Here is a 24,273-nt window from a genome sequence, read left to right as displayed (position 1 = left end):
GTGGAGGGCTGATTTTCGCCTGGCTAGTGCAACCCCTTGGCCAACGCATCGATCACGAAGACCTCCTGCTCAAAATGTCCGAACAGGCGCTTGGCATCCTGATCCGCCCAGGCATCCGCCTCATGGCTTGACAAGGGAAGTGGGCTGTTCCGCAGGGGCTTGAAGTCGAGAGAAGCGGGGTTGTAGTTGCGATCGCATTCCAGATGGCGTGAGAGTTGATCGATGCGCTCATTGAGGAGCGTGATCCGATCGGCCGGAAGGCCTTCGCTGCTGCGCACAAACCCTTGGCCAAAACGCAATTGATGGCTTGGCGAGGGGTGCAGCCCTTCGCTGTAGAGCGTCTTTCTGCTCTGAGACCACACGAGATCTCCCCAGGGCGACAGGGTGCTCTGTCCGTCGAGCTGCATGAGCAGGATCTCCGGAATCCCAGCCACCCCATCAACCGTTAGACCCAGGGACAAGCGGCGAAACACACTCAGGTGATCACGAAGCGAACGTTCGACAGCCATCTGCACAGGGAGATGGGGGATCCTCAGCAGATCAGCGGCATTCTCAAAGATGTAGACCGTTTCATCAGCGTGAAAGGTGGCCAGCACCTGCAGAAATCCCTGAATGCTCTTGAAGCCACCGGTGAGGTTGAAGATCACGCGAAAACCGGAGGCACGGTAGCCGGCAACATCTTCAGCGCACCATTTCACCAGCTCCGACAATGCGAGCTGAAAGGCGTCCAGGCGTGCCGTCTGAAGATCACTTTGGCGCCGAACTGCCACAATGCACTGGCGGGAGCGGAGCCAGGCGGCAATCAGACTGCTGGCCGCTTCACCCAGCCAGGTGTCCGTGCAGAGCAGCTGGTGAACATCCGGACCTGCCTCCAAGCGGCGATCACAGAGCTTGATCAGGCCGTTCAGCTCAGCAGACTGCCGGACGGCCCGATCGAGATCCGCTGCCTCCAGCCGTTGTTGTGCCCGCTGGATCATCGCCTCCAGCTGCTGGCGTTCCTCTACAGGAACATCTTCCGGCGCGTGAGCATTGGCATAGCGGGTGAGCAGGCGACGCTCCTCGATGCTGGACACGTTGGTGAGGACACTGGTGCCACAGGGGGAGAGAACGAAACGGGGATTGGCCATGCCAGAGATTGCAAAAAAAGAAGGAACGAGGGCGAAGTCAGAGCTTGCGGGCGTCCAGAATCTGCCAGCGGCCATCCTCCCAGACAAAGGTATAAAGGAAAGGATTGGAAGTAGCGCTTGGTTTGTCGCCTTTCGGACCATGAAACGTGGATTGCTCGTCGATTAGCACTGTGATGGAAGCAGGTGATCCGCTGAGGTTCATCGACTGAATGGCAGAGAGGCGAGTGCTCTGGTAGCTGTAGCGGCTGTTGTTGGCCCGCAGCCAATCGATGGAGCCATTGGCTTTGGTGATGTCATGGCGCAGCGGGCCCTGGCCCACCACACCGGCCATCGCGCTCGTGTCGAAGGGTGGCGCGAAGACGCGGCCCTTGGCCGCCAACCAACGCTCAATCAGGCGAAGCGCTTCATCGCGCTCAAGAGCAACGGCGGGAGCGTTGGAACGTGAGCGGTTGGGTTGCGCAGCGGCCGAATCCACGAAGTCGGAGCGGATCCAGCCTTCGGCGCCGGAAGCAGGAAACCGCACGTAGAGCCACACCAGGCCATCAGCGCCGGTGCTGCTGTTGAGCACTGCCACCTGATCTCCGACCGCCCCGAAGCCGCGCAACGGCGCCTGGGTGTTGGGTTCATGGCGCAGGTTGATGCGCGCACGGGGATCGCTGGCCCGCAGCCGGGCCAAGGGCTGGCTGGAACTGTTGGGGGCGATTGGCGTCTGCTGCAGCGGTGGCTGAACAGGCGGGTGATAGAGAGGCTGATACGGCGGCGCAAACGATGACGATGTGGCTGATGAATCCGCCGGCGGTGGCTGGCTGGCGATGGAATCGCGTTGCACCAGCCAGCGATGCAAGCCCAGCACGGTGGGGGTGGGCTCCAGGCGGTAATTGGCACAGGACACGCTCTGTGGATCGGTGCAGTTAAGGGCGCCAAAGCCGGTGGCCACCAGTTCGTTAGTGGGAAGGGCCCCAGCGGCGAAGGCAGCGGGAAGAATCGCCCAGCGCCAACGGTGACGGTCGGGCACCGGCTCGACCCAGCGACGGTTCACGAGCTTCGCCAACCAAATGCCAGCGAGGATCGGTACGCCGATATAGACAAACAGGATCACCACGACCAGCACGAACAAAGCGGTCAGCAGAAATCCGATGCCGCTCCAGGTGTCATCGTTGTTGGAGGAGCTTGAGGAGCGGGGGCGAGGCAGGCTGAAGCGCCTGGCGGACGCGGGCTGTTCCGGGAAAATCGGCGTGGCGCTGTCGGTTTCCACCCAGCGCCCACCGAACGGCCCGCTGCGCAGCCGCGTGCGCTTCCCGTCGGAATCCACAGCCATGGGGCCCGACGCGCCGGGTATCTCGCTGTTGGTATTGCCGTCGGCGTCTTGGACAAAGCGGCCGCCAAAGGGACCCTTGCGATCCTGGATCTTGTTGCCGTCGTCGTCTTCGGTGTAGCGCCCACCGAAGGGGCCCTCCTGCTCATGGATCTTGTTGCCGTCGTCGTCTTCCCAGTAGCGCCCACCGAGCGGGCCCTCGCGCTCGTGAAAACGGCGGGTCATGGTGCCACCCTTCTGTTCCAGGCGTTCACTTTGGCCTGATTTTCTGCCTCAGCTTTGGCGGTGATGGTGTCAATCAGCTGCCTGGCCTGATTGACCTGCATGATCCGCAATTCTTCGGGCTGCTCGATATAGATGGCATTGCCAAAGCCAAACAGCCAGCGGCGAAAATCGAAATCCTCCCGTAACGTCCAGGGCGGCAGCTTGATTTCCACGGGATAGGGATGGTCGTCGTCGGTGAGATCCGGGGCGATCTGGTGCAGAGCATCGGCATCGGGGCGATGCCGCCAGGGATCGTGTGGACGCCGCTTTGACAGGCGCATCTGACCAGGAAAGCGGGCTGAACCGGCCACAAAGAAGGGGAACACCTGCTGGTTGCAGCGAAACCGCAAGGTCGTCATGGCCGCACGGGCGGCTTTGGCGCTGCTCCCCCCGATACGCCGCTGCAGAGCAGGGTCACCGCCGAAGTGGATTCCGCCGCTGCGTTTGATCAAACGGTGCAACAGGGCCACGCTGGCCTGCTGATCGGCGTAGGAGCGGGGCGGAGCCAGCGGCGCCGGGCTCCTGCGCCACTCGAGCCAGTCGAGCCGGTCGGTCTTGATCAGGCCGTGGCTCTGGCCGGGCTCCGGCTGCTTCTCATAGGCCAGATACCAGGCAATGTTGTGAAAGAGCAACTGCAGGGGCCACACCGTCCAGGGCCCCTGGCTGGCAACAGCAGCGGCCTGAGCCTGAGCAGAATCCTGTGGCTGAAATCTGCCGGCGTGGCTGAGCCTGGCAATCACGATCGGCTCACGGCGCACGATCGCCTGCTCCAGCTGCCTGGCATGCCGCGTTAATGCGGTGGGTGCCACGAGCTCCGGGTCAACGATCGAGCGATTGGCCGTGGCTCGCACCGGCAGGCGTTCATCGATGGCGATGCCGGCCCGAGGCAGACAGGCCGAGAGTTTGTCGCGCAGTTCGTAGCCCGCTGGCGATGGATCGTGCTTGCGCGTGGTGGCATCGAGCACGATGCTGTGCATTTCGATCAGTTCGGCTTCATTGAGAAGGGCCGTGCCGATCGTGAACCCTTTGCGGGCATGCCCGCTGGAAAGTTGATAGGGATGAATCACGTCGGTGATGTCGTTATGAAGCGAGTGCATCCATCCGCCCCAGGGGAAGAGATCGGGGTAAAGGGCCGTGAGCTGGCGGCCGAGGTGCTCATAGAGCTGCTTGCTGCTAGCGGCCGATTGACGCGTCGTGGGTTGAACCACCTGGATCGGGTCGTCGTCTGTTTTGGGCGGGTGCTCGAACGGATGATGGAGCAGGTGGCGGATGAAGGTGATCAGCTGGCGGAATTTGTCGCTGTCGCCGTAGGCGCACCACACACCGTTGTGTTGATCGACAACGGTGCAGGGTGGTGGAACGATTGGAGTGGTGACAGGCGTGGCAATACCAAAGCCCTGCGCTTCAAGCCAGGCCAGATCCACAGGAATCACGCTTGGATCGGCGTAGCAAGGGCCGTGGCGCTCCTGAAGGATCGTAACAAGGTCAGCGGTGGTGTGGCCGTGGCCTTCACTGAGCAGCCTGAGCAGGTGCATCAGGCGCTCGAAATCGAGCAGGCGTGAGTAGCCGTGGAGGCGATTCGGCCGAGGCGCGCGCTTGTGCGCCTGCGCAATGGAGGTGGAAAGGCCGGCCAGCTTGGTGCGCAGCAACTGATCGAGCTCCTGCGGCGTATGGCTGCTGGGGTCGACAGCCACCAAGGAGGCGAATCCCTCCTGCCGGCTGGGCCGGAACACCTTGCTGCCATGAAGTTCGCGGTAAGCGTCAGCCACCGCCTGCTCGGAAACGGCCTGGCTGCCACGGCCACCATTCCAGCGGTGGCACGTGGCAAGGGGAGTGGTGAGCCACCAACCGATCCATTCCAGCGGAGCTGGCAGCTGCAAGGCCTGAATCACCGCCAGGCGCTGGGATCTGCTGGTGTGACAGGCCTCCACGATCACCGGCTGGCTGCCGGCAGTGGCCAGCCGTAAGCGCTCCGCCAACGCTTCACCGGTGGAGAGCAGCACTGGGGCGGGCCGATCCGGAAGGGAGAGCAGGGGCAGGAGCGCGGCGGCCAGGCTGGATTTTCCGCTGGCAGGAGGGCCGATCAGCAGATGGCAGCGCAGGGGCGGAAGGAGCTGGAGATTCGGTGAAGGCATGAACGCAGGTTCGAAGCCCGGGACGCATCGAATCGTCAAAGCCTGGCTGGAGTGGCGGTTGATGGCAACCTTTTGGTCATCGTCGGCTCAGCATGCTCAAGCCGAAGGGATTGCTTGGGGTTTTCATGCGTCACACCGCAAATCGGCATGCATGGTCCCAGCGGAGTCGATAGGGTGACTGTTGAGAAGTGCTTTGCGTGGATGTCTGGCTCGCTCGCCCTGCTACCCGGAGAAAGAGTCAATCTGGAGAGCAGCCGGGTCTCATTGCAGGTCACCAACTACCGGGTGCGCCACCGCTTTTATGTTCTGTCTGACCTACAGGTAGACAGCATCCTGCTGGATTCCGTGGCGTCTACCGGCTTGCGGGTGATCTCCAAGCCAGGCCTGCTGGTGATCGCGGGACTTCTGGTGCTGAGTGCTCTGCTGGCCACGGGCCTGCCGGATGGGATCGGCAATGGCGTGACCGGGGTGCTCTTTTTCTTTGCCGTGTTGTTGGTGTTGGTGTATTTCCTTGGGCGCAGCAAATCGATTGCAATTGAATCGACTGGCGGCTATCTCATGCTTATACCCGCCGAGAAGTTGTCGCTGGATGAGTGCCACTTTCTCTTGAACGCCATCGATCGCGCCAAGCTTGAGTTTCTACGTGGGGAGCTTCAACCATCATGACCAGCCAACCGCGTCGCTCTTCTGATGATCATTTTCGAGGGCTCTACGCTGAGCAATCTCAAACTGAAGCACCGGCTGCGGCTCCTGCACCGGCTCCATCCCAAGCGGCAGCACAAAGTTCAGCACCAACTAGTGCATCAGCGTCGATCTCACAAGCAGATGGGTCACCATCACAAACAGCATCCCCCACAGCCCTCAACTCACGAATAGCCCACGCCACACCAATGGCTGCCCAAGCACTTGAGCCTTCGAGGCTGGCGTTCGAGGCAGCTCCAGAGCCACCACACTTCTCTCTGCACAAGGGCGTGGTGATCGGTGCGCTGGTTGCCGGCCTGGTGGGGCTGATGGCGGTCGTGGAGATGTCGCAACGCTCGGCGCGCGTGAACCCCCAGAACCCGACGGGATCCCAGAGCCCTGATGCAGCAACATTCGCCTGGCAGCCCACATGCGGTTCAACCGATGGAAGTGGCCTGAGCTGGTGGCCCGTGCTCGGGCCACGCGAGGCCCTCGATCTGGTGCGCAGCCGCTACTGCGGCGATGCCTACGCCACCGCCGATGGAGCCACCCAGGTGGCCAGCTTCACCAGCGTGGGGGACGCCACCAATTTTGCAATGCGGCTTTCAGCCTTTACGGGGTACTCCTTCCGGGTGGGGCAACAGCGGATTCCGTGAGTTGGAACCCACTGCTGGCTTGGGGCGCCGCCCCCATGGAGGCCGCCTCGCCAGGGCTGGCCATGCGCCAACCCACCAACCTTCCTGCGGAGAAACCAAGGCCAAGGGCGCACACCACCGCCAACAGTGCGCGCCGTTGCTGCGCCGCCAGGGCACGCGCTGCCTGATCCACCTGGGCCTCCAGGCAGAGCCGTGCCTGAGTCACCTGGGCCTCAAGGTTGAGCCGTGCCTGATCGGCCGCGCTGATTCGCGCCTCCTGCTGCTGGAGCTGCTCGCGAAGCAGCAGCTCGTGATCCAGGCGACGTGGGGAGCGGCGGGTTACCACCACGGAGCGAATGTTGCCGGCAAATCCCACAACCTGATCGCGCACCGATGCGTGATCGCCTTCGCTGAGACACTGATCCACCCAGCCTTTGGTGCAGTGGTGCACCTTGGCGGTGAACTGCACGGCATCACCGGGCTGCAGACCGAGCTCACTCCACTCCTGGCTGAGGCGAAACCACCAGTGCTCGGGCTCCACCACCCGGCCACTGGCCACATGGCGCAAGGACCGCACGCAGAGCGTGGGCACGATCTTGCCCAGTTTCTGCTTGCCGCCGAAACGATCCACCACGCCGCTGAACTGGGCCACTTCGCCGTGGATGCTGCTCAACGCGAGCGGGCCTTTGCCGCTGAGCAAGGGATCCTGACCACGGGTGCGAACGGGTCGCGCCGCCTCGGCAGGGCGATGACGAATCACCGGCTGCCTGGGACGAGCGGTGCGGCCCTTGGGACGAGCAGATTGACTGGAGTCTGGGAGAGTTGGAAGCTGTTTGTCCGTCACGGTTCGCCTCTCTGTTGCGTACCAAGCCACCATCTCGTTGATCGCCGATCTTTTCAGGAGTTTCCTGCGAAGAACCAAAGGGGCTGGTCGTGAGGCCCGCAGATTGCATCCACAGACAGCACAGGCCTGCGGCGATGAACCAGGAGCAACTCTGGGTGATCGGCTACGAGAGCCCCAGCAAAAGGCGAGGGCACAAGCGGGCCAAGCTGCTGGAGGGCTACGGCGTGCGCGCGGACGCCCACAGGGCAAAACGGCCGGGAGCAGAAACCTGTGCACGGTGAGTCCAGCGCGCACCCCCCACCCAACGGCTGAAAACTCAGTATTTGCGTGATCCGGCGCGCGGGCCTGCGGCGCAATGGATCTCAGCGTTTTCCACAGGGTTGACGCGCTTCGAAGCGGTGCCCATAGTGGAGGGGTGCGAGAACGGTCTCCGGATAGCCTGCAGCGCAATCCCTCTCGGGGGCCACTGTCACCACTCGCTGGTGACACCAATTGATTGGAAGCCATATCGGCCTTCTTCAGACTGCAGCGGCTTTCAATGGCGCATTCCCGGCTTCATCCCGGCGGAGGCGCCGCTGTTCGACAGCTTCCTGGAGATCCTGCCTGAGGCCACCAATGGCCGTCTCGGATCCCTGCGTCTCTCGGGGCGCACCCGGCAGTAGCTGGCTGGCCTGGACGGCCCGTTGTTCAGGGAGGTGGAGCAGGCCACCTGCAGAAGCCCGCGAACCGGATCTGGCGCAGCCAGCACCGGGACAGCATGATCAACAGATAGCACAGCTTGACCAGCGCGCCAGGTTGTCTGACGCGCCACCGCAGGCGGACAATCCCTACCGTCAGCGCATCAAGTTGAAGCTTCGCGCCGAGATGGAGAAGCCCAAGGCCTATATCCAGCTGGTAATGACCACGGAATCTGTGGCCGCGCAGAACATCGAAAGGGCCCAGCGCAGCAGCCGCGATCAGGGCCCCAACGCCCCTACCGGCACCACCACAACCCCATCCTCACGCCGATAGCCATAGCCCTTGCCGCAGATCACGGCGAGGAAACTCGGCCGGCCGGTTCGGCTCGTGTCGATCTGGCGGGTGAAGTGAAGCAGGCCGGTGGCCGCCTGCTCCACCTGCCCTTCGCCCAGCTTGATTTCGATTGCTCCCCAGCGGCCGTCGCGCAGCTGCACGATTGCATCCACCTCCACACCGTAGTGATCGCGGTAATGGAGCACCTCCCCATCCAACGGCTGGCTACACACCCGCAGATCCCTGATCACCAGGGATTCGAACAGCAGACCCAACAACTCCAGATCCGCCAGCAGCCGCTCCGGGCCAGCGCCCAGCGCTGCCACAGCCAGTGAGGGATCCACGAAATGCCGTTTCGGTGCCTTGCGCAGCCTTGCTCTGGAGCGCAGATGGGGGGCCCAGGCGGGTTGATCCTCGATCACCATCAGCCGCTCCAGCGCCTGCAGGTAGTCGGTCACGGTGCGCTCATCCAGTGCCGCGCCCCCACTTACCGCATCGGCGGCCAGGGTGGCCAGGCGCGCCTCCGTGGCCGAATGCCGCCCAAGGGCCCGCAGCAGGGTCCCAACCTTGACGGGATCGCGGCGATGCTCCCCCACCCGGCTGATGTCCACCTGCCGCACCTGTTCCAGGTAGTCGCGGGCGGCCCGCAGCGCCGCCTTCACCGGCCGGCCCTGTTGTGCCGGCCAGCCGCCGACGCTGATCAGGGCGCAGAGATCCTGCACCGTGAGGCCGGGATCGGCCGATCGTGGGGTCTCACCCGCGAACAGCTGCCGCAGCGACACCCCACCCGCGGAGACACCTGCTTCGAAAAGGGTCATCGGACGCATCCGCAGGAAGGAGAACCGCCCAGCGCCGGTGTGGCGATCAGCGTCATCGGCCGGCACCGACGATCCAGTCAGCAGAAACTGGCCTGGCTGATCCGCGGCATCCACGGCCCGCCTCACCTGATTCCACAGCCCAGGTTCCACCTGCCATTCATCCAGCAGACGCGGCCTGGCGCCTGCCAGAACCAGCGCTGGGTCAACGGCCATTGCCTGCCGAGCCGCGAGGTCAACGTCCAGGAGCACCCTGGAAGCCGCCTGCTGGGTCGCCGTCATGGTCTTGCCGCAGGCCTTGGGTCCCTCGATCACCACCGCCCCTGCGGACCGGAGCTGATCCAGCAGTTCGCCATCGACGGTTCGGGGGCGATACGCCGGCATCCCTGCGACTCGATGGTGTGGATGCCGACAGCTTACTGCTGCTTTCGCCGCCGCTTTGATGCTGCTTTTGCCGGCATTTTCCTGCGGAGTTCGCCGTCCCCTTCATGGGGTGTTCGCCGGATTCGGTTTCGGTCAGGTGCGCAGCCCGCGGCGGAAGCCCTCCAGCGGGCCATCGAGATCCTGAATGTTGAGGGTGTTGATCCACTCCTGAATGTCGCTGATCAGGAAGGCCTTTTCATCGCTGGGGTCGTCGTAGCGGGGCCGGATCTGGCGCTCAAACCAGTGCTGCGATTCGGCCACCACATCGGGCAGGCCGAAGCCATGGGCCAGGGCTTCGAACGGCTCCTCGTCCATCACGGCCACACCGAAATCGATGATGTGGGGCCGGAGCCGGCGGCCGCACGGATCCCCTCACTCACCCCCTGGAAGATCTCCGCCCACACCAGCCTCGGGATGGGCGACAGGCTGTGGAACTCCAGCCAGTCCTGCAGGGTGCCGCCGTTGTTGATCTTCTCCATCTGGAAGCTCAACGGGTAGCCATAGAGCCCCTCGTCCAGGTCCACCTGCGGAACCACACCGGTGCCGCGCAGATGTTCGGTGATGATGAACTCCCGCACCACCGACATCGTGCCTCGGCCGGCGCGGCTGGCGAAGCTGCCCGCCTGGCTGACCCGCTCGTAGATCTGCAGTGGGCTGGGTTCAGTTGGAGTCATGGCTGGCTGTGCCGTTCCCCGAGCACCCTGTCAGAATCCCAAGGCTGAAGGCTGTAGCGAGCGATCAGCTCCTGCAGGTCGGCGCTGGATGGGTGGGGCTCATCCTGTGAGCTGTACATATACAGTCGCAGTTCCTCCATCAACATCTCAAAAGCCCTGGCATCGGCGTAGCGATGCCAACCGCCCCAGTGCAGACGGGTACGTTCCGGCGGCTCGGGAGCGTGGATGGGAGCTGAGCTCTGGCCGAGCACCCGTGGCAATATCAGCCTGTTGTTCAACATCCAGTCAAGATCTTCTGCCTCAGTGTGGGCCATGATCCGGAGTCGACTCCTGTCTGAGGGCTCAGAGATGCCCGGGCTCAGCTCGCTCCCGTGCGAGACGTTGAGTCGGATCGAGAGGTGCTGCATCAACCGTTCGAATTCGATCAGACGGGAATAGGCATGCAGCTGCAACCCCTGCCGCTGGGCCGCCACATCAGCGCAGCAAGCTGGAAGGTCATCGAGGATGAGATCCAGAACCTGGTCGATCGCATCACCATCATTTTTGCCGAAGAATTCGAACGGGTCGAGCTGCACAAGGGCGCTGAATCCTTCCTCGATCGACGGCAGTGCCCTGCGATCCCTCAGCTGCCAAAAGGCCTCGATAATGGCCTGACGCGACATGGTGGCTGAGGGCCGCCTGCTGTTCCGCCGCAGGCAGATGTCCAGCGGCGTGTGCAGCCACCAGCCGATCCATTCGATCGGGACCGCCTGATCGACCATCTGCATGTACCGCAATCGCTGAGCGCGGGTTATCGCCGTTCCATCGATCACGACATCCAGCGGATCCATACCGCCGGGGCGCATGCCGGCGATAGGCGCCAGACCTGCCGCTTTCCGGAAGAACGTCAGGATGAAAGATTCCTGCAATGGCATCCACTCCAGCTCCTCCTGAAGGGCCTCACTGACCGTCAACTCCAAAGCCTCACGGCCACGCGCCTCAAGACGCGACACCAAACGGCTCGCCAACGGTGTTTTGCCGCTGAGCGGCGGGCCGATCAGCAGGTGAAAGCGCAGGGACGTGGCCATCGCCGTTGCAGTAACCGGGTGGATAGGAATCCTGCACCGGGACACGCGTTGATGGATGAGAGCCCGTGCGAACGACCAACGGACCATCTCCAAACAGCCCGCCCCAGGGAACCCTCTATCTGCTGCGCTCCCACGGCACCGCCGGCAAGATCGCCAATAGCCGTGTGGTGCTGCAGCGGTTCACGCGCAGAGGCGGCCGGACCGGGGTGGACTCCTCGCTGCGGCAGCTCTCTACTTCCGCAGCCTCGGCAACCTGCTGGAGGGCGATGGCTTCGGCTTTGCGGTGCGCAGCCGGCGGCCTCCGCGCACACCGTTCGATGCCCTCTGCGGCTTCGGCTATGGCGTGCTGTGGAATGCCCTGCTGCTGAGGGTGGAGCTGCGCGGGCTCGATCCTTACACCGGGGTGCTGCATGTGGGATCGGCCCGCCATGCAGCGTTGGTGTCGGATCTGATCGAACCGCTGCGCACCTACCTGGTGGATCCCTTCCACGGACAACTGATCCGCAGCGGACAGTTGCGGGCCGAGGTGCACTTTGAGCCCAACGCTGGCGGTGTGTATCTCTCCGAGGCCGGCCGGCGCCTGTGGCTGCAGGCCTGGTCGGCGTTCATGGCCGAGCCGATCCTGTTGTGCGATGGCAACACCGGCCCGCGCTGGGAACTGCTCGATCAGCTGGTGCAGAGCTTCGCCCGCTGGGTGGATGATCCCGATCGCCCCCTGCAGGTGCCACTGCGGCGATGAGCGAGGAACAACTCTGGGTGATCGCCTACGACAGCCCCAGTAACAAACGGCGCCGCAAGCTGGCCAAGTTGCTGGAGGGCTATGGGGTGCGCCTGCAGTGGAGCGTGTTCGAATGCCGGTTGCGGCCCCACCAGCTGCGCCGGCTGCGGCAGAGGCTGGAGAGCATCGCCGAACCGGCCGACAGCCTGCGGCTCTGGGCGCTGCCTGCACGGGCCGCCGAGCCATTGCAGCTGGGGCGGGAGGTGGAGCTGCCCGTCTGGCAGGACAAGGTGATCTGAGCCGGGATCACCGGAACGGCCAGGGGGTGCGCAGAGAACCCACAGGGCAGAACGGTTGGCAACAGAGCCCTGGGCCGTTTCGATCCGCCGCGCGCACCCCGGCGGTCGTCCAGAACCCCAGTGTTGGCGTGATCCTGCGCGCTGGCCTGCAGCGCAATGGATCTCAGCGTTTTCCACAGGGTTGACGCACCGCATAAGGGTGCCCATAGTGGAGGGGTGCGCAAACGGTCTTCGGATCGCCTGCCGCGCAGGCCCTCTCGGGGGCCGCTGTCACCACTCGCTGGTGACACCTATTCATTGGAAACGCGTCCGGGGGGGATGTGTTGGGTTCAGAATACCAGTCACCACTCGCTGGTGACACCTATTCATTGGAAACTGTGCGGATCCGCGTCCTCCATCCACCACCCCGACGGGAGTCACCACTCGCTGGTGACACCTATTCATTGGAAACAGGATACGGCCGCTCTCATTGAGGGTGGCTTGGCGACCGGGGTCACCACTCGCTGGTGACACCTATTCATTGGAAACGCCCAGGTCACAAGCGAACTGGCAGCGAATGTCGAAGGGGTCACCACTCGCTGGTGACACCTATTCATTGGAAACCACTGATTGCACGCCACCTTCTCCGCCAGTGTCAACCAGTCACCACTCGCTGGTGACACCTATTCATTGGAAACAGTGGGATTGAAACCCATCACCCGATATTGACCAGAGCGTCACCACTCGCTGGTGACACCTATTCATTGGAAACTTCTTACCCGATACCACCACTCTTTCCGTTGAAGGGTCACCACTCGCTGGTGACACCTATTCATTGGAAACCATCGGGCTAGGCCCTGGCTCAGGAAGGTCGACGCTTGGTCACCACTTGCTGGTGACACCTATTCATTGGAAACGAGCTCCTATGAACAATAGAATTAATGTGAGGATAATGGTCACCACTCGCTGGTGACACCTATTGATTGGAAACTCAGGAAGATCGTATTCTCCATCGCGATTGATCACGATAGGAGTCACCACTCTTTGGTGACACCTATCGATTGGAAACCTCGGAACGTCCGCTCCGTCGTCCAAAACGGATCCCCTGTCACCACTCGCTGGTGACACCTATTGATTGGAAACGAGTAATTTCATACCAATAAACTCTAATTGTTCCAGAGTCACCACTCGCTGGTGACACCTATTGAGTGGAAACACTGTCCACTGCTCCCTCGGAGAGGGCCTTTGCTGAGAGGATCGCCACTCGCTGGTGACACCTATTGATAGGGAAGAAGTTGCTTGCAAGAAAGGTCTACTGATGCTCTCAGTGGATCACTACTCGCAAGGGACGCCAAATGAGCCATGCGAACTGGCTACTTCATATGCTCGAATCCAAACACAGGAATCCCATGCTGTACTCAACCTTCAACAGGTTTGTTATGCCTGCAATCATTGATGAGTTTCGCGACAAACGCCTGATTCACACTCCGAACACACCAGACCTTCCGACCTATTGGAAGTTTCTATACAATGACACCGGCGAGCCTATAGTTGTAAACGATAAATTACGTATTGTCTCAGAAGACTCGTTGTTTGTTCTTGCTTGCCATGCAGATGGAACACTGATAAGCCCCATTAAGATCTGCCTGAGAGAGCGCTATGACATTCAGGACTACCTTTAGCCGCATCGAGATGCAGGCCAGATAGGGGAGCGCGTACCGTTGCCTCCTGGGCTAATCACTCAACTTCACGATCAGCTTTCCGAATAGGAAGCTCCGTAAGCGCATGGACCTCAGCTGGTTCCAGGCTTCTACAATTCGTTAAAGCCCAATCCTTATAGCGAAGTGGTTGAATCAGCGCATGAGGCATTTGGAGACAAGAAACAGCACACTGCAACCAGCAAGCCGATCAGGAGTGGGCCAAGGCTTTGAACATCGAGGCGTCCAGAAAAGATCAACAGCCTCACAAACTCCACGGGTAATCAGCGAGCACACGTTGCAGCGCAGCCAGCATGGCCACCACGTCGGTAACGTGCACATCGCGTTGCTGCCCGGGCTTGCCTGGGTGGCTCACCATGTTTCCGAACACCCGCACCTGGTGCAGGCAGCTGATGATCCAGGGATGCAGGTTGTGCCTTCGCAATTCCAGGATGCCTTCATTCAACGTGCCGTAGCGCCAGCCCAGCCGTTGCCGCACCAGGCGTTCCACCAGCCGCCGGCTGTGAATGCCAAGGGCCACCGCTGTGGTTTGTGTGTTTGAAAGCTGATGGTGCAGCTCCTGGATGTCGCCATCGAGCTTGAGTTGCTGGTGGCGGCCACTGAAGCTCAGGAGCAGGTCAACGAGGGCTTCAGGCGGCAGGAAATCTTCCTGCAGCGCGATCAGCTTGCGCTGCGTTTCCGGGCGGTTCAGCTCGCCATCAATCAGAGCAGCCAATTGCTCCAAGGGGCCCAGCTCACGGTCAAACAGAACGAGCCGTTCCAAATCAGGGATGTGCCGAAACCCGTCACGGCAGCGCTCCAGCAACGCAGGGAACAGCAACTGTGGGGCAATGCCCTGGTTGCCCGTCGCCAGCAGCGGCGTGGCCACGGTGGCGCTGGCAATGCCGTGCAGGGGAAGCAGAGCCAGCAGGCAGAACAGCTGGTTGAACACCGGCCACGATTCCGGGTTTGCAGCCTTGGGATCAGCAGGGAGGCTTTCCACGACAGCGATGCGCCGGAACCGCGTGCGCGAACCATCAGGCCAGCGCACGGGAGGGCAGCACTGTGCCAAGGGCTCACTCACCCAGCAGCCGAGCCGGCTCTGGCGCAGATCGAGGGCTACCGGCAGGGAGCCAACCTCCAGCCCACAGGCTTCCTGCAGGCGGGCAATCAAGGTGCCGGGCACAGGCTCATACACACCCTGGAAGGCCGATACCACCAGCAGATCGGCCTGGACACCCAGCCCGAACAGCTCTCCAACTTGAAGCTCGAGCGTGCGTTCTGGCAGGCCGGGATCCACATCAAAAGCATTGAGGAGCATCGTGTTGGGCTGCGTTCGTGGCGTTGGGGCCAGTCTGCGGGCTGGTGCGGCTGAGTTGCCTGCCAATGTTCCGGGGATGGGAGGGGTTGTCGTTTCCGACCAACCATCCTGTGCAGACAAATGCCCAGGCTGTGAGACGAAGCGGCTATCCTCCAGCCAGCTGGTTGGTCGAAATGTGCATCAACCCTTGAGCAGTCAGAGGCAGTCTCTTAAGATCTGCCGATGCTCACTGGTGCGGCTGGGAAGTCATCGGGTGCATGAAATCCATTGCACTCCTGCCTGCCGGCAGTCTGTTGGCATCGCCGGCTGATCGCCCATTGCGTCAATCATTGTTGCCCACATTCAATCTTCGCCACCGTTTCTCACTCCCTGATGACCAACAGCATCCCCTCCGGCAAGATTGACATCGAAGCACTCTTCGCCTGGCTGGAGCAGGAGCCAAGTCTCAAGGAGTTGCGCGAGAAGGCCAATCGGGTCACTTGTCAGTATCGGCCAGAGGATTCGTCGTCGATCACAAGAATTACAGCGCCCCATTCCGTTGAGCTCGATCCTCCTCGAAACGGTGTACTGGGCAAATTCCGCGATTCCATCTGGGTGCCAGGCAGGAGCATGCGGGGCAAGGCCTACGCCACTTCAGGGCTCGATGCTTCGTTGAACGGAGTGGCGAAGTTGATGTCGCTCTCCACAATCTTCGACTTCCTCTGTACACTTCCACTCTTTACGCTTCTGCTTGTTGCCTTTCAGGGTGCAGCTCTGCCTGGAGCCTTTGTTTTTTCGTATATCCTCCTATTGTTCTCAAACGCCAGCGGTGAAGCAGCCACTAACCGTGCACGAAATAGTGGCAACAAGGCCAACTGGAGCTTGCTGGCGTTCATCGTTCTCTGCGGCTTGAAAACAGTTTCATCAGGACCCGGCGTTGATCTGTTGCTGGGTTCTCAAAGCATTGCTACCGTCTTTGCCGGTGAGTTGGCAAAGGAAAAGCTGGAGAAGGACCAGCGGGAGTTAGCAAGGCTCGAAGGCTCTGATCCCTCTCAGCAAGCGGCTTCCAGGCGATGCGCTGATCTGAACAGGCGCATGGAGGGCACCGACAGAAGAAACAATGAGCGGCAGTTCCAGTCGTTGTTTGTCCAAGCTTTTGGCAGCAACGCGGAAGTGAAGTCGGATGTGGGCCTGACCAGCCCACAACTGGTTGAAAAGTATGGATCCGTGGCTGCCATCCCTGGAGCTTGTCGCCAAGAGCAGGTGTGGAAGGAGATCAACAGGGAAAAGGCTGCACCGCTGCGCGCTGCGGTCGATGAGAAATCCGGATTGATTGGCTCCCAGCCCAACCTTGTCTATCTCCAGCAGCAGGAGCCCGATCTCTTCAACGAGCACTTCCGCTCCAGAAGTGGAGAGATTGAATGGGTGAGCGGGCAAATAGCTGTGTCACAGGCTTTTTCCCAGTTCTACGCCAATCTCTTTGCTGGCAGGTTCAGCTTGATTGTGCTTTCAATCTTCATTCTCACAACCTCTGTAGTGCTCACGGCCTTAGCCGCCAAGCGCATTTATGATATTTCTCAATTGGATGATGTGAAAGCTTCCTACACCAACGAGCTCACTTCCATCAGGGATGATCGCCTTGATGAGTATGGGCGTTTGATTGATAAGCAACTGAAGCTTCATTCCTGAGCCCTATCTTCAACTCGATTATCACTTCTCCCACCTGCGCCTCGTTCTCCTCACCTCACCTCCATCACTGCCAAGCTATGCCCTGGATCCCTCTCGCCTCCCGCGACCCTCAACTGCAAGACCTCGTCGACAAAGTGCGAGAAGCCAAAGCGCCGAAACTGCTCATCGACGACTTCTACAACACACAGGATTATGGCTTGCTTGATTCAACTGCTCTCTCTCAAGCTCTGAACAGCTCACTGGAAGCACTTGAAAGGCCCCCCGTGGAGGAATCTGAAGCTTTTCAGGTCAGGTCGCTGAGCTGGCTGAGAAACAATGCGCAATTGTCTTCTGATCGCCGCTATGCCGAGAAGAAATACCAGGAGATCCTCTTTGACCTCTGGCGGAAACATGTGGCAGAGACAGGAGACACCTACTACCCCAACCTCAACGACGACCTGCTGGATCACTACAAGATTCTGAACGATCCCGCACACAACTAGCCTTGCTCACGCTGTCCGTGGGGGTGCTGCTTCCCAGCTGCGCGGATGCGCAGAGCTTGTGGAGGCGCCAGGAGCTGGTGAAACACCTTCACTACGAACTGATGCTGCATCTCAGGCAACTCAGGCCTGGCATGCAAGCCGTTGTGGTGGTGGGGCAACTGGATGGAATGCCGGTCGCAGCGGATACGCTCGTGCGGTTACAGGAGCTTGTCTGCAAGGTTGATGGCTGCGCTGTGGTGTGCTGTCAGCAGCTACCAGGTGCCCTCCAGGGGCTGCTGCGCCACAGCCAGCTGCTGCTGCTGCTGGCGCCAGCGGATGGCGTTCTGATGCACCAGCAGCTGACTGATCAGCAGCTGCGATTGCCAAGCATGGCCACCGTGCTGCTGGAGTATCAGAGCGAGGCTGATGGCTGCACCCTTCACCGCTGCCGTGGCGATCTGCCTTTCAGCCGGGATGAGGCCTTCAATCCGGCCAATCAGTTGCTGCCGGCGCACGCCGACCTCTGGGCATGGGTTCAGACGCGCAGGCTGGCTGGTGGGCTGCGCCGCTTTTGTTCAGAAGCCGATCCCTACGGCCCCTGGATCGAAGCCTGGGCGCTGGAGAAAAGTGAGCAGTTCGAACGCCTCAGCAACCGGAGATTGCAAGCCAAACTGCTGGTGCTGATCCTGCCGCTATTGGCCCTAGCTGCCATGGTGGCCTCGCCGTTGGCACTGGTGGGGTTCGGTGGAGTCGGTTTCGCCTGGTTGAACTGGCAGCCTTTGCGCAAGCGCAGCCTGGAGTGGTGGTGTGTGGCCCACATTCTCTGGGTGCAGCGCCTCTGGCACAGCTTCGGGATCAGTGATGAAGCTGCTGAATTCATCCATGCCAAGCAACGCCCGCTGCACAGCGGGAACGATCAGGGCTCCTTGCTGTTGCTGCTCCGTGCGCGGCAACTCTGGCTCTGGAGAGGGACAACGGCCGTGCTCAAGCCACGGCAGTGCCTCCATCAAGCCGCCGAAGACGTGGCTTGGTGGCAGGCCCACGCCATCGCTGATGCAGAACGGCTGCAGGGGCAGCGGCAATGGCTGCAATGGATCACGGGCGGCCTGGTGCTCCTCTTGTTGATGCTGCCGTTGCTCACCCCCTGGGTTGCCATGGCCAGGGTTCAGCTCGCCATCCAGCTGCTGCTGCCGATCGGGTTGCTGACGCTCGCGTCTTTCTGGTATCGCCGGCCTGTTCCGATGGTGTCGGTGCTGCGGCAGAAGCGGTTCGCTGCCAAGCTGGAACAGCACTTGCGGGAACTCCGCCGAACTCAGACAGCCGACCAGATGGCAGATCCCGATCTTGCTGCACACCTTCGTGCCGTGGTACGAGATATCGGTGTGGAGGTGATTGACCTGGTGAACGATAGCCTTGAGATTTCGCCCTGGCAGCTGCCTTGATCACCACCCCAGCGCCTTCCAATGGCCCCCAGCAACCCGACAAAAGCCTGATTCCGTTGGTGTTGGGCGTGGTGGGCCACCGTGATCCCATCCAAGCGTGCGTTCCGCAAGTGGTGGAACGTTTCAAGGAAGATTTGCGCCAACTTCTCCACGCCCTGCCACACACGCCGATCCTGATGCTCAACGGGCTGGCCACAGGGATGGACAGCATGGCTGCAGAGGTGTTTCTGGAGATGGCTGTGAGCCGCAATGCCACGCAACCTCACGCCCCGCTGCACCACCTGCTGGTGGCGGCGCTGCCGCAGCATCCCAATCGCTACCGCATCGATTTCAAGCCGGAAGAACAGGATCGTTTTGATCATCTGCTGATGCGGTGCCATGCCGTACTGCATCCAGGCAATTGCGCCGAGCTGCGAGGGGAGGCTGCCCCTGGAGAGGATCTTCCCAGCCCTGACTGCTATGGCCGACAGGGCATCTTCCTGGTGCGCCACGCTTATTTGGTTGCAGCGTTCTTCAATGGCGGTGAAACCATGGAGATGGGCGGCACCGGGCAGACCATCGCCCTGCAGAAAGGGGAGGTACACCCGTTGTTTCTCAATGTGGATGAGGTGGTAGCCGCCAGAGAGCCTGGCGCGATGATCGAGTATCACACCCCGCGCCATAAGAACGCTGGCAACAACGAACGGCCTGCTCGTGCCTACTGGCTTGAAACAAAGGCGGTCAACCAGCTGGATGCCACCTTGAAGCTGCCGGCGGCTTTGGATCGGATTAATGCAAGCCTGCTGGCTTCACCAGCAACGATCAGCGCCGATGCGCCGGTTCAGTCTATGCTGTGGAGGCACGTTGATCAGCAGGCGGTGCAAGGGAAGCAGCGATTTCTGCTCTGTTGCTATGCGTTCGTGGGGCTTGGAGGAAGTATCGGGTTCTTGCTCACATTTCAGCCTTATCTGGTTGCCGGCCTGCTGACCATTCTGCTGGCTGCCGTGATCTTTCCAAAACTACAGCGGAAGCAAAAGCAAGCGTTCATTGAAAACCGTTGCCTGGCCGAAGCCCTCACCGTGCAGCAGTTCTGGAGCGAGATGGAAGTGGAGGCTGATGTGGCCGATCTCTTTCGAACCCAGACCAATACAAACATGGCCTGGATCCGCATGGTGCTTCGATCGAAACGCCTGCAGCTGATCGCCAGGCTCGCTGGGTTTCCAGGGAGTGGTGCGATCGCTCCTGTATCCGCTGTGAGGCGTTGGTTGGAGGAGCAGGTGCACTGGCTGGCTATCACGTGCATTCGCTACAAGCGGTGCGATAGCCGTTGCCTTTGGATTGCAGGGCTGGCCTATGCTGGAGCGCTGGCAAGTGCCATCTTCATTGCCAGGCAACCAACAACGCAGATCGCCTGGTTACCAGAATTCTTTTTCATCATCTTCGTGCTTTCCCTTGGCTTCCGGGAACTGATGGGCTATGCCGACATGGTGACCCGCTACACACGCTCACGTGAGCAATTTGAGCGGGGACTTCAGGCGATCCAGCAAGCCATGGCCACCAACAGCACCGAACAGCAACGCACCATGCGCCTGAAATGCGCCGTGGAAGCCGTTGGCAGAGAAAAGATCGACGAGCTCAATGATTGGGTCACCAGCCAGCTGCAGCGTGTGTACAAGCCGGTGAGTTGATGGTTTGAGCCAATGGCCATCAGACCATCAGTCCAGCAGACCATCAACGGATCCAAACCTGCCCCTGACCATCAGCTGACTTGGAACCTGCTTAGGGATCTACTGCACTTGCTGCCCACGACTAGCCATCTGAGGCAGACAGCTTGCCCGCTTTCGTGTCTCAGTAGATGAGCGAGATACACGTGGATAGTTGAACATTGCCTTTAGGATAACCTCAGATTCCAAGGCCTTTCACTGCCATGTCATCAACAACAACAGGCGAGCAGCCAAGGGTCTTCCTGTCTTACGACCGAACCAATGCTCCACTTGCCAGGCTGCTGCAATGCGATCTGGCCAGAGCGGGGCTGGAGGCTTGGCTTGACACAAGTGACATTGCCCCCCATGACCCAGACTGGGAAACCACAATTGCAGAGAGCATTCGCTCCTGTGATCACTTCATCCTCTTGGCATCCATAGAAGCTGCAGCCTCCGTGGCTGTTTCGGATGAATTCAGGATCGCGTTGGAATCAGAAAAGAAGATTTATATCCTGCGAACCTGTCTGCTGGAGAATCTGCCTGAGGCATGGCGGGTTCGCCAGATTGTGGATTTTACCTTCGCTGAAATTGGCTATCACGGCGCTCTGAGCAAGCTAGTGACGAGCTTGATGGGCAAGCCCTCCCAGAAGATCTCTTCTTTGCTGGAACTGCTTGATGGCGGAGACCTTACCGTCGGCGAGGCAGCAGATGTACTTGGAGAAGATGCCTCGTTCACGGTTGATGGAATTACATTCAGATACCTTCCCTTGATGCCTTCTGCTTACTCAACCACCTTTTTGGTGGCACCGGAGCACAATCGGCTGGCGCTTCCCGATCAACTGGCATTTCTGTGCAAGTGCACCGGAGAGCTTTCCCGGGGGGACACGGTTGCAGAAGTGATGCGTCATCGCCTTCAGGAACACCTTCCTGTCTGGGTGTTCTTTCTGAAAGGGCATGTGCCGAAAGATTCGAACAGGTTCATGATCCCACTGAATGATCCACACATCTGGGCCGACCTGGCACGTTCAGCCACCCGTGTGTTGCAAGCGCCGCACATCAAAGGAAAGCCAATGGATCTCTACCTTGAATGCCCTGCTGTGCTTGCCTTTGATATTGGCGGACGCCTACGTGGGATGACTCCATTCCGCTGCTTCCAGTTTGACTACCAAAGCAGTTACTTTGAGGTGATGCGCAGTGATATCGCCAAATGAGTGACAACTCTGTTCAGCCAAGCCTGAGTATTAAAGGCTTACTTGATAAGGCCGAGCTCCGTTGGCATCCTTGAATTCGTTCTGCAAAAGAGAACCATCAATCAGAAGCATCGAACGGTTTAAGCGGAAGACACAGAGCCTGCGTTAGGAGCAGCCATGCCCACAGGCAAAAGCCGCTGGAACATCGACCCAATAGCTGGCTGCCTGATGTCAACTACGTAGGCGGCTTTGTGCAATTACGTAGGCGGGTTGCCTAGCCCAGCCCCTGCCATGGCAGGGGCTGGCGGCGTTGTGAGGCAGCTGCCGTTGGCGGGTAATTGACGCCCGGTCAGGACGCCAAATCACTGGCTATCGACCGGCCTGGGGTGGGGCTGAACGCCGTGCCCGCTTGCGGCGGTAGCTCTCGCCGTTGATTTGAATGATCGTGCTGTGGTCCACCAGCCGGTCAACCGCCGCCACGGTCATGGCGCTGGTGGAGAAGACGTTCTCCCACTCGCTGAACGGCTGGTTGCTCGTCACCAGCAGGGATTTGCGCTCGTAGCGGTGCATGACCAGCTCAAACAGCACCGAGGTCTCAGCCTCGTCCTTGCGCACGTAGCCGATGTCATCGATCACCAGCAGGGCGTAGCGATCCAGCTTGGTGAGCGCCTTGGCCAGGGCGTAGTCGGCTTTGGCCTGCTGGAGGTGCTGCACCAGCGTCGTGCCCGAGAAAAACCGTGCCGAGCGGTCCAGGGCGATCAGGCTGCGGCAGATCCCCGAGGCCAGATGGGTTTTGCCCACGCCGCTGGGGCGGAATAGCAGCAGGTTTTCGCCCCTGTCAATCCAGCTGGTGTCGTGGGCGAGCTGCTCGATCTGATGGCGATCGAGATCAGGGATCGCCTCCCAGGCGTAGTCGGCCAGGGTTTTGGGCCAGGGCAGCTGGGCCTCATGCAGCAACCGCCGCAGCCGTGTCTGGTGGCGCTGTTGGTGCTCCTGCTCCGCCAGCACATACAGGTAGCTGGCCGGGCTCCAGCCATCGGCCTTGGCCTGCTGCTCCGCTGCCTGCCACTGGCTGCGGAACTGGGCCAGCTTGAGTTGCTTGAGCAGGGCCGGCAGAGCACTCTCCAGCGCCGGCCGGCTGGGGGGCTCCACCCAGGAGTTCGTCATAACTGGTCAGCGAATGTTCGGGGATGTCGAGTTGGGGCAGGGCCGCAAGGCCCCTGGGCGGCCGGAGGCCGTAGCGGCTGCGCAGTCCATCGAGGCTCAGTTCGCCCTTGCGGAGCTGGCGTTCCAGGTAGCGCTGCACCCCATCGAGATCGTCACGGCTCGCCGCCACATGCAGGCTGTCGACCATCACCTTGGCGGCCTCATCCGGGGTCAACGCCCCCAGCAGTCGACGCCAGAGCTGATGCCAGGCCTCGCCGGGGAGGATGTCGGCCTGCAGCTGGGCGCGCAGCAACGCCCGGGGTTTCCGGCGCAGGCTCTCGATCACATGGCGGAAATCGATCCGCCGCAGCGGTCCTTTGTGCCCCTTGCGGGCGTGCAGCCGCTGGATCGTCAAGGTGAACTGACTGCGCAGGAACAGATCCAGCCGGTCATGGCGCAGATGCACCGTCAGCTGGTGGCCGATCAGTCGTGAAGGGACGCTGTAGGTGATGGAGCGCACCTCGATCGTGCTGGTGCTCCGCACCCGCACCACCAGCGGCTCGTAGTCGGCAAAGCGCACCACCGGCAGCGGCCGCAGATGCAGCCGCTCGATCACCAGCTTCTGCTGCACGCTCGCCCTGGTGTTCAGGCTGGCTGTGACCTGGGCCACCAGCTGGCGGTACTCCGCCTCACTGGAGAAGTCGCGGCTGCCGCGCTTGATCAGCTGCTGCTCCAGCCGCCGCTTCCAGTGGCGATGGGGCCCCTCAATGGCGCCGTTCTCGTGGGCCACCCCTCGGTTGTTGCGCGTGGCCACCACGCCCAGGTGGGCGCAGAGCTCGCGGTAGCGGCTGGTGAAGTCCTTGGCGTAGCTGCCATCGCGATTGCGATAGCAGGCGCTGAGGCTGTCGGTACGGTGCTCTGCCGGCACACTGCCGCAGGCGGCCAGGGCGTTCTGCAGTGCCTCGGAGAGCGCCACAAAGCTCTCGCCGCCGTGGATCACCTCTACATGGCACCAGCTCGAAAAGGGCAGACGGAAGTGGAACAGCCGGTGCTCCAGCACCTCCCCACCGATCGTGATCGGCGCGCCCTTGAGCAGCGTGAAATCGGAGAGGCCCAGCACCCCGGCGCGGTGCTCCTGCAGGAACATCACGTCCTGGGCCGGGCCGTGCAGCGCCCGCCACTGCTCCACGCGCCGCTGCAGGGTGCGTTTACGCCGGTACCACTTCTGTCCTGGCCGGATTTCCTCGAGGTGGAGCAGCAGGGTCTGCGGATCCAGTTGCGGCGCCTTCTGGAGCATGGGCACCAAGACGCTGTCCCATACATCGGCGAGCGGGTCGGCGCGGGTGCGCCAGTGGCGGGCCTGATGGTCGCTGGGTTGGTGATCGCCACGGTCGATCCGCTGGGCACTACGCACAGAGATCCCCACCGCATCAGCGGCGATCTGCTGGCTGAGCCCGCCTGAACGTTTGGCCATGTACCGCTCCTTGATCCGCAACGACAGAGGGGCGGGCATCGCGGGGCTCCTGACCGGAATCGGAGCCCTGTTGTCGCGTCCTGAGACCCGCCTATGTAGTTGCGCGGACCCGCCTACCTAATCGTCGCCGTGCACTCTGGAATTGGGAACCCCGCTAAGAATGGCGCTGGACACATGAAGAGGTGTCAATGTTCCTGGCATAGGG

21 protein-coding genes, 2 pseudogenes and 1 CRISPR repeat array are annotated in these 24,273 nt (G+C 61.2%); of the genes and pseudogenes, 11 read left to right on the top strand and 12 right to left on the bottom strand.

The features are described from left to right. Positions 1-23: 23 nt before the first annotated feature. From KBY97_RS00615 to KBY97_RS00605, 3 genes are read right to left on the bottom strand one after another with little or no spacing between them, the layout of a single operon-like run. Positions 24-1,127, bottom strand: a complete 1,104-nt coding sequence (locus tag KBY97_RS00615) for a putative CRISPR-associated protein (protein ID WP_255144713.1) — start codon at positions 1,125-1,127, stop codon at positions 24-26. A 37-nt stretch (positions 1,128-1,164) separates the two neighbouring features. After that, on the bottom strand, positions 1,165-2,667 hold the full coding sequence (locus KBY97_RS00610; RefSeq protein WP_255144712.1) for an IMS domain-containing protein: 1,503 nt from the start codon (positions 2,665-2,667) through the stop codon (positions 1,165-1,167). Then, positions 2,664-4,841, bottom strand: coding sequence for a WYL domain-containing protein (locus KBY97_RS00605; RefSeq protein ID WP_255144711.1), 2,178 nt, complete (start codon positions 4,839-4,841; stop codon positions 2,664-2,666). The genes KBY97_RS00610 and KBY97_RS00605 overlap by 4 nt, the downstream gene beginning before the upstream one ends. A gap of 174 nt (positions 4,842-5,015) precedes the next feature. Here KBY97_RS00605 and KBY97_RS00600 point away from each other — a divergent pair, with 174 nt between their 5' ends. Continuing rightward, positions 5,016-5,507 carry a hypothetical protein gene (locus KBY97_RS00600; protein ID WP_255144710.1) on the top strand — a complete coding sequence of 164 codons (492 nt, stop codon included), beginning with the start codon at positions 5,016-5,018 and terminating at the stop codon, positions 5,505-5,507. On the opposite strand, the gene KBY97_RS00595 is transcribed toward KBY97_RS00600, so the two are convergent. Continuing rightward, positions 5,502-5,636, bottom strand: a complete 135-nt coding sequence (locus KBY97_RS00595; protein WP_255144709.1) for a hypothetical protein — start codon at positions 5,634-5,636, stop codon at positions 5,502-5,504. The genes KBY97_RS00600 and KBY97_RS00595 overlap by 6 nt on opposite strands. A gap of 95 nt (positions 5,637-5,731) precedes the next feature. Between KBY97_RS00595 and KBY97_RS00590 the strand changes: the two genes are divergently transcribed. Then, entirely contained in the window at positions 5,732-6,178 is a 447-nt protein-coding gene (locus tag KBY97_RS00590) for a hypothetical protein (protein WP_255144708.1), read from the top strand. On the opposite strand, the gene KBY97_RS00585 is transcribed toward KBY97_RS00590, so the two are convergent. Further along, complete coding sequence (locus KBY97_RS00585) at positions 6,135-6,917, bottom strand: hypothetical protein (protein WP_255144707.1); 783 nt, start codon at positions 6,915-6,917, stop codon at positions 6,135-6,137. The genes KBY97_RS00590 and KBY97_RS00585 overlap by 44 nt on opposite strands. Positions 6,918-7,135: 218 nt before the next feature. Here KBY97_RS00585 and KBY97_RS00580 point away from each other — a divergent pair, with 218 nt between their 5' ends. Next, positions 7,136-7,282 carry a hypothetical protein gene (locus tag KBY97_RS00580; RefSeq protein ID WP_255144705.1) on the top strand — a complete coding sequence of 49 codons (147 nt, stop codon included), beginning with the start codon at positions 7,136-7,138 and terminating at the stop codon, positions 7,280-7,282. Between the two features lie 201 nt (positions 7,283-7,483). Next, on the top strand, positions 7,484-7,663 hold the full coding sequence (locus KBY97_RS00575) for a hypothetical protein (RefSeq protein ID WP_255144704.1): 180 nt from the start codon (positions 7,484-7,486) through the stop codon (positions 7,661-7,663). 294 nt (positions 7,664-7,957) lie between these two features. On the opposite strand, the gene KBY97_RS00570 is transcribed toward KBY97_RS00575, so the two are convergent. From KBY97_RS00570 to KBY97_RS00555, 4 genes are all read right to left on the bottom strand, one after another. Beyond that, positions 7,958-9,211, bottom strand: a complete 1,254-nt coding sequence (locus KBY97_RS00570) for an ATP-binding protein (RefSeq protein ID WP_255144703.1) — start codon at positions 9,209-9,211, stop codon at positions 7,958-7,960. 132 nt (positions 9,212-9,343) lie between these two features. Then, positions 9,344-9,565, bottom strand: a complete 222-nt coding sequence (locus KBY97_RS00565) for a hypothetical protein (RefSeq protein ID WP_255144702.1) — start codon at positions 9,563-9,565, stop codon at positions 9,344-9,346. Continuing rightward, on the bottom strand, positions 9,565-9,924 hold the full coding sequence (locus KBY97_RS00560; protein ID WP_255144701.1) for a hypothetical protein: 360 nt from the start codon (positions 9,922-9,924) through the stop codon (positions 9,565-9,567). Before KBY97_RS00560 ends, KBY97_RS00565 begins: the two co-directional genes overlap by 1 nt. Beyond that, entirely contained in the window at positions 9,921-10,991 is a 1,071-nt protein-coding gene (locus KBY97_RS00555; RefSeq protein WP_255144700.1) for an ATP-binding protein, read from the bottom strand. Before KBY97_RS00555 ends, KBY97_RS00560 begins: the two co-directional genes overlap by 4 nt. A 232-nt stretch (positions 10,992-11,223) precedes the next feature. On the opposite strand from KBY97_RS00555, the pseudogene cas1 reads away from it, so the two are divergent. Together cas1 and cas2 are read left to right on the top strand one after the other, a co-directional pair. Beyond that, positions 11,224-11,730 (top strand): annotated as a pseudogene (cas1, locus tag KBY97_RS00550) (CRISPR-associated endonuclease Cas1); the annotation flags it as partial. Next, positions 11,727-12,008, top strand: a complete 282-nt coding sequence (gene cas2 / locus KBY97_RS00545; RefSeq protein WP_255144699.1) for a CRISPR-associated endonuclease Cas2 — start codon at positions 11,727-11,729, stop codon at positions 12,006-12,008. The pseudogene cas1 and the gene cas2, both read left to right, overlap by 4 nt. Before the next feature lie 269 nt (positions 12,009-12,277). After that, positions 12,278-13,346: a CRISPR direct-repeat array (repeat unit 36 nt; unit sequence GTCACCACTCGCTGGTGACACCTATTCATTGGAAAC). Positions 13,347-13,949: 603 nt separating this feature from the next. Here cas2 and KBY97_RS00540 read toward each other — a convergent pair. Continuing rightward, the gene (locus tag KBY97_RS00540; RefSeq protein WP_255144698.1) at positions 13,950-15,005 is read right to left on the bottom strand and encodes a DUF4145 domain-containing protein; all 1,056 of its coding nucleotides are present in this window, start codon (positions 15,003-15,005) and stop codon (positions 13,950-13,952) included. Between the two features lie 372 nt (positions 15,006-15,377). Between KBY97_RS00540 and KBY97_RS00535 the strand changes: the two genes are divergently transcribed. The 5 genes from KBY97_RS00535 to KBY97_RS00515 all read left to right on the top strand — a co-directional run bounded on the left by KBY97_RS00535 (position 15,378) and on the right by KBY97_RS00515 (position 21,469). Beyond that, a complete protein-coding gene (locus KBY97_RS00535) occupies positions 15,378-16,673 on the top strand; it encodes a hypothetical protein (RefSeq protein ID WP_255144697.1) in 1,296 nt (431 codons plus the stop codon). 77 nt (positions 16,674-16,750) lie between these two features. Continuing rightward, entirely contained in the window at positions 16,751-17,155 is a 405-nt protein-coding gene (locus tag KBY97_RS00530; RefSeq protein ID WP_255144696.1) for a hypothetical protein, read from the top strand. 2 nt (positions 17,156-17,157) lie between these two features. Next, the gene (locus KBY97_RS00525) at positions 17,158-18,576 is read left to right on the top strand and encodes a hypothetical protein (protein WP_255144695.1); all 1,419 of its coding nucleotides are present in this window, start codon (positions 17,158-17,160) and stop codon (positions 18,574-18,576) included. Continuing rightward, positions 18,573-20,243 (top strand): hypothetical protein, encoded by a 1,671-nt coding sequence (locus KBY97_RS00520; protein WP_255144693.1) that lies wholly within the window; start codon positions 18,573-18,575, stop codon positions 20,241-20,243. Before KBY97_RS00525 ends, KBY97_RS00520 begins: the two co-directional genes overlap by 4 nt. 239 nt (positions 20,244-20,482) lie before the next feature. Continuing rightward, entirely contained in the window at positions 20,483-21,469 is a 987-nt protein-coding gene (locus KBY97_RS00515) for a toll/interleukin-1 receptor domain-containing protein (RefSeq protein ID WP_255144691.1), read from the top strand. Positions 21,470-21,817: 348 nt separating this feature from the next. On the opposite strand, the gene istB is transcribed toward KBY97_RS00515, so the two are convergent. Both istB and istA read right to left on the bottom strand, forming a co-directional pair. Further along, a complete protein-coding gene (gene istB / locus KBY97_RS00510; RefSeq protein ID WP_255144690.1) occupies positions 21,818-22,615 on the bottom strand; it encodes an IS21-like element helper ATPase IstB in 798 nt (265 codons plus the stop codon). A 376-nt stretch (positions 22,616-22,991) separates the two neighbouring features. Then, a pseudogene (gene istA, locus KBY97_RS00505) lies at positions 22,992-24,068 on the bottom strand (IS21 family transposase); the annotation flags it as partial. Positions 24,069-24,273: the final 205 nt, after the last annotated feature.

This window comes from Synechococcus sp. ATX 2A4, from assembly GCF_024346375.1.
GTDB lineage: Bacteria > Cyanobacteriota > Cyanobacteriia > PCC-6307 > Cyanobiaceae > MW101C3.
The sequence above is the reverse complement of the archived record's forward strand: the minus strand, read 5'-3'. Positions and strand labels throughout refer to the sequence as shown.

Bases quoted from the DNA above. Each gene is read 5' to 3' on its own strand.
- KBY97_RS00615 (WP_255144713.1), bottom strand. From the start codon at position 1,127: ATGGCCAATCCCCGTTTCGTTCTCTCCCCCTGTGGCACCAGTGTCCTC.
- KBY97_RS00610 (WP_255144712.1), bottom strand. From the start codon at position 2,667: ATGACCCGCCGTTTTCACGAGCGCGAGGGCCCGCTCGGTGGGCGCTAC.
- KBY97_RS00605 (WP_255144711.1), bottom strand. From the start codon at position 4,841: ATGCCTTCACCGAATCTCCAGCTCCTTCCGCCCCTGCGCTGCCATCTG.
- KBY97_RS00590 (WP_255144708.1), top strand. From the start codon at position 5,732: ATGGCTGCCCAAGCACTTGAGCCTTCGAGGCTGGCGTTCGAGGCAGCT.
- KBY97_RS00580 (WP_255144705.1), top strand. From the start codon at position 7,136: ATGAACCAGGAGCAACTCTGGGTGATCGGCTACGAGAGCCCCAGCAAA.
- KBY97_RS00570 (WP_255144703.1), bottom strand. From the start codon at position 9,211: ATGCCGGCGTATCGCCCCCGAACCGTCGATGGCGAACTGCTGGATCAG.
- KBY97_RS00565 (WP_255144702.1), bottom strand. From the start codon at position 9,565: ATGGACGAGGAGCCGTTCGAAGCCCTGGCCCATGGCTTCGGCCTGCCC.
- KBY97_RS00560 (WP_255144701.1), bottom strand. From the start codon at position 9,924: ATGACTCCAACTGAACCCAGCCCACTGCAGATCTACGAGCGGGTCAGC.
- KBY97_RS00555 (WP_255144700.1), bottom strand. From the start codon at position 10,991: ATGGCCACGTCCCTGCGCTTTCACCTGCTGATCGGCCCGCCGCTCAGC.
- cas2 (WP_255144699.1), top strand. From the start codon at position 11,727: ATGAGCGAGGAACAACTCTGGGTGATCGCCTACGACAGCCCCAGTAAC.
- KBY97_RS00540 (WP_255144698.1), bottom strand. From the start codon at position 15,005: ATGCTCCTCAATGCTTTTGATGTGGATCCCGGCCTGCCAGAACGCACG.
- KBY97_RS00535 (WP_255144697.1), top strand. From the start codon at position 15,378: ATGACCAACAGCATCCCCTCCGGCAAGATTGACATCGAAGCACTCTTC.
- KBY97_RS00530 (WP_255144696.1), top strand. From the start codon at position 16,751: ATGCCCTGGATCCCTCTCGCCTCCCGCGACCCTCAACTGCAAGACCTC.
- KBY97_RS00515 (WP_255144691.1), top strand. From the start codon at position 20,483: ATGTCATCAACAACAACAGGCGAGCAGCCAAGGGTCTTCCTGTCTTAC.
- istB (WP_255144690.1), bottom strand. From the start codon at position 22,615: ATGACGAACTCCTGGGTGGAGCCCCCCAGCCGGCCGGCGCTGGAGAGT.